Source organism: Nocardia wallacei, from assembly GCF_029869545.1.
Taxonomy (GTDB): domain Bacteria; phylum Actinomycetota; class Actinomycetes; order Mycobacteriales; family Mycobacteriaceae; genus Nocardia; species Nocardia wallacei_A.
This window is the reverse complement of record NZ_JARWQD010000347.1, coordinates 22,115-28,710: the sequence shown is the minus strand read 5'-3', so window position 1 is coordinate 28,710 and position 6,596 is coordinate 22,115. Positions and strand designations below refer to the sequence as shown.

The window sequence follows — 6,596 nt, the reverse complement described above, 5'->3', positions numbered from 1 at the left end:
TGTACTGACCTGAGAGGTTCGCAACGCGGCTGGCTGGCGGGTGGCCTGCGAGTGCGGTGTGGCCGCGGTGGTGATTGTAGGTGTGTAGCCAGGTCGTGAAGGCTGTGCATCGTTCGGAGTCGCTGCGGTAGAGCCGGGCGTAGGCCCATTCGTCAGCCAGGGTGCGATGGAACCGCTCAACCTTGCCATTGGTTTGAGGGCAGTAGGGACGAGTGCGTTTATGAACGACCGGCCCGAGGGCCTCGGCGAAGGTGCGGGATCGATAGCAGGATCCGTTGTCAGTCAACACTTTTCGGATCCTGATGCCGTTGACGGCGAACCATGCGGCAGCGCGGGTCCAGAACGCGGCAGCGGTGTCTTTGCGTTCATCGGCCAGGATCTCGCTGTAGGCCAGACGGGAATGATCATCGAGCGCGGTATGCAGATAGTGGTAGCCGTGGCGGGGGTTGCCGTAGCCGTTGCGTTCGGCGGTGGGTTTGTGGGCCTGCCAGTTTCGCCGCCCCACGCTGCGACCGAGTTTGCGATGACCGCCGCCGTCGGGGATCTTGCCGAGTTTCTTGACATCGACATGGATCAGATCACCAGGGCGGTCGTGTTCGTAGCGGCGCACCGGTGTGCTGGTAGCGCGGTCGAGCCAACTCAACCTGCTCAGCCGGTAGCGTCGCAGAACCCGGTGCACTGTCGAGGGATTCAATCCGAGCAGGTAGGCGATGCGGGCCGGCCCCCACCGGCGCAGGACCCGGACCTTGATGATGCGGCGTTCGGTGCGGGTCGGGGTCCGCGCCGGGCTGCGATGCGGGCAGCTGGATCGATCGGCCATCGCGGTCGCGCCGTGGACCCGGTAGCGGTCTGCCCACCGTTTGGCGGTGGTGTGGCAGACCTGGAATCTTTCCGCGGCCCGCCGCAACGGCCAGCCGTCCTCGACGACACAACGAGCAAGACGTAACCGGCCCAACTCCGAGAGCGGGGCATTACGGTGGGACACGAAGACCTCCGGCAGTGAATGAGTTCCTAGACAGCTCTCACTTCACTCGGAGGTCTTCGCCATGTCAGCTCGCCACGCCGTCACCAACGTCCGTGGTCAGTACAGCTAGTCGACGAATTCGCGATCGCCGTAGCGGATCGAGTCCGGATCCCAGGCGGCGCCCAGACGTTCGGCGAACTGCCGCACCAGGGGCAGGTCGGCGAGGTCGGCGATCAGGATCAGGGTGTTGTTCTCGGTGATGGAGCCGCCCACCAACCGGGTGCGCGCGGCCGGGTCGGCGACGAGGGCGTCGTGGAATCGGGTGACGTCGACGCCGGGGATCTCGACGGTGAAGGCGTCGCGGGCCGGGGAGTCGGCGGGCAGCGGTTCGAAGGTGAGCACCGACTCCTGGCGGAAGCGGCTGCGGACCTGGTCGGCGATGCGGTGCAGATCCGGCGCGGCCAGGCAGGCCAGCCGGAATGTCCGGGACCGCTCGTAGGTGGCCCGCTGCTGGGCGTCGGACCAGAACACGCCGCTGACCAGTGTCGACCCCACGGGCAGCGTGAGCTGCCGCAGCGCGATGCCGTCGACCTGAAGTTCGAAGGCCTCCAACCGGTTTCGCAGCCTCGGATCGTTCGGGTCGGTGATGGTGTCCGTATTGTCGGTGGCGAACAGCTGGGCCTCGGCCTGCAGCGGATTGCCCGCCGCGCAGTCGCCCGGCCCGGCCTGCGCGGCGGGCGCACCGGCGAGCAGCCCCGCCGAAACCACCAGCGCCGCAAGCGCACCCGTAATCCTCGCTCCGGTCATCGCACCCTCCATGTCGTCTCCGGCATCCTATGCGTTCGGCTCGGCCGCGTAGTGATTCGTTGCCGGTTGCGCCGCGGCTCGCGATTTCGGGGATATGCTCGGCCGAACCGGGAGAAAAGGGCCGACGACCACCGAAAGGGTGCGTTTCATGACCGATTCCGACCTGGCCGAACTGCGGGAGCGCGCGGCCGCGGGCGACACCGACGCGATCGGCGAACTGATCGTGCGGGCCGTCGAGCGCGGCGACATGGACGAACTGCGCAGCCTGGCGGCCGCCGGAAGCGCCGACGCCGTGGACGAACTGGTCGAGATGGCGGCCGACCGGGGCGACATGGGCGAGCTGCGCCGCTGGGCCGACAGCGGCAACCCCGACGCCGTCGCCGAACTCGTGCAACTGGCGACCGACCAGGCCGACCTGATCGAGCTGCGCCGCCTCGCCGCGGGCGGCAACCGCGACGCCGCCGACGCCCTGGCCGAACTCACCTCGGAATAGCGCTCGGCCGTCAAGGTTCTGTCAAAGCGGGTCCCGGGGACTTGCCCGAGACCGGGTCCGTGGGGTCTTATCGCCGTGTGAGTGCAACTGGCGGAACGGTTCTCGTGCTGCGGTCGGTTGCCGTCGGTCCTGGAGTTGTTCGGCTTCGGGAGTGAGGACGAGCCGCCGAGCCCGGTCTAGCCGGTCGAATTCCTGTGCCGCGCAGTAGATCTGCGCCCTAGGCGGTCACAGGCTGCGGCCGATGATCATTTTCATGATCTCGTTGGTGCCGCCGTAGATCTTCTGGATGCGGGCGTCGGTGAAGGCGCGGGAGATCGGGTATTCGGCCATGTAGCCGTAGCCGCCGAACAGCTGCAGGCATTCGTCGGCGATGCGGCACTGCTGTTCGGTGAGCCACCACTTCGCCTTCGCCGCCGTCGGCACGTCCAGCTCGCCGCGCAGGTGCTTGGCGATGCAGTCGTCGGTGAACGCCCACGCCACGCTCTTGATCGTGTCGCACTCGGCCAGCACGAACTGGGTGTTCTGGAACTTGAAGATCGGCTTGCCGAACGCCTCGCGCTCCTTGGTGTACTCGATCGTCATCTCGACGGTCTTCTCGATGGCGGCGGCCGCGGCGACGGCGAGAATCAGGCGCTCCTGCGGCAGCTGCTGCATGAGCTGGATGAAGCCGAGCCCCTCGGCGGTGCCGAGCAGATTCGACCGCGGCACCCGCACGTCGTCGAAGAACAGCTCGCAGGTGTCCTGGCCGTGCTGGCCCACCTTCTCCAGGTTGCGCCCGCGCCGGAAGCCGTCGCGGGTGGTCTCCACCGCGATCAGCGAAACCGTATCCGCGCCTTTACCTTCCGCGGTCTTGACCGCCACGAGCACCAGATCGCACAGCAATCCGTTGGAGATGAAGGTCTTGGCGCCGCTGATGACGTAGTCGTCGCCGTCCCGGACCGCCTTGGTGCGGATGCTCTGCAGGTCGGATCCGGTGCCGGGCTCGGTCATCGCGACGGCGGCCACGATCTCGCCGGTGGCCATCTTCGGCAGCCACGCCCGCTTCTGTTCTTCCGTGCCGTAGGCATTGATGTAGTGGGCGACGATGGTGGAGTGCACCGGGTTGCCGAGGCTGGGCGCCATGGCGCGGGTCTGCTCGACGGCGACCACCGCCTCGTGCGCGAAAGTGCCGCCGCCCCCGCCGTATTCCTCGGGAATGCTCAGGCACAGCAGCCCGACGTCGCCGGCCTTGTTCCAGATCTCGCGGTCCACGTGGTGCTGGCGTCCCCACCGGTCCTCGTTGGGTGCGCACTCCTTCTCGAAGAAGCGGCGCGCCAGCTCGGACAGTGCGTCCAGATCCTCGTCCATCCACGGGGAACGGTGCAACGACACGGCAGAACTCCTCTGTTCGGATGCTTGCCTCCGATGCTGCGCACGCGACGCCCGCCCGCCAATGACCCCAGCGCTCGACTTCTTGACCGGACCGCTCGAGCGGCCCACGCATTCCCGGCGGGCTACCGCTGATAGGAGCCCGGTGGGCTGCCGGTCCAGCGGCGGAACGCGCGGGAGAAGGCGCTCGGTTCGGAGAAGCCCAGCCGCCGGGAGAGGGCGGCGACGGTCTCCTCGCCGCGGACCAGGCTCGCGACGGCGGCGTCGCGCAGGATCTGCTCGCGGATCTCGCGTGCGGAGGTGTGCTCCTCCCGCAGCTTCCGGCGCAGCGTCTGCGGGCTCATCGCCAGCTCGGCGGCGACCTCGTCGACGGTGGGCCAGTCGCCCCGCAGGCCGCGCTCGAGAATGCGGCGCACCTGCGCGCTCGGCGCGACCGAGTAGTGGCGGCGGCCGATCACCGCCGACGGCGCATCGCGCAGAAACTCCAGCAGATCGCCCTCGTCGCGCACCAGCGGGGTGGCCAGCACGGCGGCATCGAACACCAGTGCCGGGTCGGGCGCCGAAAAGACCACGGGCGCACCGAAAATCAGATCGTAATCATCGAGATCGGAAGGGGGATAGGGGACTTCGACCCGCCGCAGCAGGATGCGGCCGCCGACCGCCCAGCCCAGAAAGCGGTGGGCGATGGTCAGCATGGTGTCGATGATCAGCGGCACCGGCTTGCGGATGCCGCCGATATCGAACGACAGCCGCGCCTGGTCACCGTCGATGGTGAGCGTCAGCGGGGGGAATCCGGGCAGCGACTTCCGGAAGCCGACGAACCGCCGGATCGCCGCACCCACATCGGCCGCGCCGAGCAGCGCGAAACACACCAGCCGGAAGGTGCCGCGCGGCATCGGATGCAGGCCGAGGCCGAACAGTTCGTCGTCGGTGGCGCGCCACAGCCGCTGCACCATCAGCACGGTCTGCTCGACCGTGACGCGAGACCGGCCCTCGGCGAGCAGCTCCGGGGAGATCCCGGCCTCGCCGAGCATGCCGCCCACATCCCACCCGCGCGCCTCGGCCAGGTCGACCATGGCCCGTACCCGCTGAATGGGCAGGGTGTATCCGGCATCGGTCGAGGTCACCTGCCGACCGTAGCAATCGGGTCGCACCGGGTACCGGCACCGCCGACCAATTCCACGAAGAGTGACATGTCAGTCGGCTAACTGTTATACGCTCACGCTCGACGGCGCAGGCGGGTTTGCGGGGAGTGCTATGACGACCATCGAGAAGGTTGCCCGACTCTCGGCGCCGATGGTGAGATGGTCGGTCGACCTGGTGCTTTCGGGCTTGTGCACGTTCGGGCGCACGCTGCAGATGGGCGTGGCGGCGTTTCGCTATCTGGTGCAGGATCTCATCGGGCTGCGCCACCCGTGGCGCGACACCCTGCAGCAGGGCTGGTTCATCGTCAGCGTGACCGCGATTCCCGCTGTGCTGGTGGCGATTCCGTTCGGTGTGATCGTCTCGGTACAGGTCGGCAGCCTCACCCAGCAGGTGGGCGCGACATCGGTGTCGGGCGCCGCCGGGGGCCTGGGGGTGATCCGCCAGGGCGCCCCGATGGTCACCGCGCTGTTGCTCGGCGGCGCCGCCGGATCCGCGATCGCCGCCGACCTGGGGGCGCGCACGATTCGCGACGAGGTGGACGCCCTGCGCGTCATGGGCACCGACCCGGTGCGGCGGCTGGTGGTGCCGCGGCTGGCGGCCATGCTGGTGCTGACACCGCTGCTGTGCCTGCTCATCATCTTCATGGGCGTGTTCACCGGATACGTTGTCGCCGTGGGGTTTCAGGGCGTCACGCCCGGTAGCTACCTGGCATCATTCTCGTCGTTCGCCTCGATGGCGGACCTGGCGGTGGCCATCGTGAAGTCGGTGGTGTTCGGGGTGATCGTGCTGATCGTGGCGTGTCAGCGCGGACTGGAGGCCACCGCGGGCCCGAAGGGGGTGGCCAATGCGGTCAATGCCGCGGTCGTGCTGGGGGTGATCGCCGCCTTCGGCGTGAATCTGGTGATCACGCAGCTGGTTTCGATGTTCCTGCCGACGAAGGTGGGCTGATGACCGAGGTGCCCTCCCGCTATGTCCCGCTCGGCGCGTTCGGCCGCACCGCGGTAGCCGGTGCGCGCGCACCGATGACGGTGTTCGAGGCGCTCGGCCATCAGGCCACCTTCGTGGTCCGGGTGCTCGGCGCGGTGCCGCACACGCTGCGCGCGTATCGGCGCCAGACCATGCTGATCCTCACCGACATCACCTGGGGCAGCGGCAAAATCATCGTCGGCGGCGGCACGGTCGCGGTGCTGGTGTTCCTCGGGATCGCGGTCGGCGGCTCGATCGGCGTGGAGGGTTTCACGGCGCTGAACATGGTCGGGATGGGCCCGCTGACCGGTTTCGTGTCGGCCTACGCGAACACCCGGGAGATGGCGCCGATGGTGGCGGCGATCGGGTTCGCCGCGCAGGCCGGATGCCGGATGACCGCGGAGATCGGCGCGATGCGCATCTCCGAGGAGATCGACGCGCTGGAGGCCATCGGCATCCGGCCGATCCCGTTCGTGGTCACCACGCGGGTGATCGCGGGAATCATCACGATCGTCCCGCTGTATCTGCTGACGCTGATCCTGTCCTACATCTCCTGCGCGGTGGTGGTGAACGTGCTGCACGGGCAGTCCTCGGGCACCTACCACCACTATTTCGGCGCCTTCCTGCAACCGGGCGATGTGCTCGCATCCCTGGTCAAGGCAACGGTTTTCGTGGTGATGATCATCGTGATCCACGGTTATCAGGGCTTCTACGCCAGCGGCGGACCGGAGGGGGTGGGCCGGGCGTCGGGGCGGGCGATCCGCGCCAGCCTGGTGCTGGTGGTGGTGGCGGACATGATCATGACGATCGTCTTCTGGGGGCTGGACGTCGGCATCAGGATCTCGGGGTAGG

At 68.1% G+C, this 6,596-nt stretch carries 7 protein-coding genes; 3 read left to right on the top strand and 4 right to left on the bottom strand.

The features are described from left to right. Together QH290_RS31880 and QH290_RS31875 are read right to left on the bottom strand one after the other, a co-directional pair. Positions 1 to 985 (bottom strand): IS481 family transposase (locus tag QH290_RS31880; protein WP_280386939.1); only part of this gene is annotated, 985 nt, incomplete at its 3' end. Between the two features lie 105 nt (positions 986 to 1,090). Then, entirely contained in the window at positions 1,091 to 1,771 is a 681-nt protein-coding gene (locus tag QH290_RS31875) for a hypothetical protein (protein ID WP_280386937.1), read from the bottom strand. Positions 1,772 to 1,919: 148 nt separating this feature from the next. On the opposite strand from QH290_RS31875, the gene QH290_RS31870 reads away from it, so the two are divergent. After that, the gene (locus tag QH290_RS31870; protein ID WP_280267024.1) at positions 1,920 to 2,264 is read left to right on the top strand and encodes a hypothetical protein; all 345 of its coding nucleotides are present in this window, start codon (positions 1,920 to 1,922) and stop codon (positions 2,262 to 2,264) included. 225 nt (positions 2,265 to 2,489) lie between these two features. On the opposite strand, the gene QH290_RS31865 is transcribed toward QH290_RS31870, so the two are convergent. Together QH290_RS31865 and QH290_RS31860 are read right to left on the bottom strand one after the other, a co-directional pair. Beyond that, positions 2,490 to 3,635, bottom strand: coding sequence for an acyl-CoA dehydrogenase family protein (locus QH290_RS31865; RefSeq protein ID WP_280386934.1), 1,146 nt, complete (start codon positions 3,633 to 3,635; stop codon positions 2,490 to 2,492). Between the two features lie 122 nt (positions 3,636 to 3,757). Then, complete coding sequence (locus QH290_RS31860) at positions 3,758 to 4,759, bottom strand: AraC family transcriptional regulator (RefSeq protein ID WP_280386932.1); 1,002 nt, start codon at positions 4,757 to 4,759, stop codon at positions 3,758 to 3,760. 130 nt (positions 4,760 to 4,889) lie between these two features. Here QH290_RS31860 and QH290_RS31855 point away from each other — a divergent pair, with 130 nt between their 5' ends. After that, positions 4,890 to 5,726, top strand: a complete 837-nt coding sequence (locus tag QH290_RS31855) for an ABC transporter permease (RefSeq protein WP_425303674.1) — start codon at positions 4,890 to 4,892, stop codon at positions 5,724 to 5,726. After that, complete coding sequence (locus tag QH290_RS31850; RefSeq protein ID WP_425301778.1) at positions 5,726 to 6,595, top strand: MlaE family ABC transporter permease; 870 nt, start codon at positions 5,726 to 5,728, stop codon at positions 6,593 to 6,595. The genes QH290_RS31855 and QH290_RS31850 overlap by 1 nt, the downstream gene beginning before the upstream one ends. Position 6,596: the final 1 nt, after the last annotated feature.

What these genes read in the sequence shown, in the direction of transcription:
- QH290_RS31875 (WP_280386937.1), bottom strand. Translation starts at nt 1,771, where the DNA reads ATGACCGGAGCGAGGATTACGGGTGCGCTTGCGGCGCTGGTGGTTTCG.
- QH290_RS31850 (WP_425301778.1), top strand. Translation starts at nt 5,726, where the DNA reads ATGACCGAGGTGCCCTCCCGCTATGTCCCGCTCGGCGCGTTCGGCCGC.
- QH290_RS31855 (WP_425303674.1), top strand. Translation starts at nt 4,890, where the DNA reads ATGACGACCATCGAGAAGGTTGCCCGACTCTCGGCGCCGATGGTGAGA.
- QH290_RS31870 (WP_280267024.1), top strand. Translation starts at nt 1,920, where the DNA reads ATGACCGATTCCGACCTGGCCGAACTGCGGGAGCGCGCGGCCGCGGGC.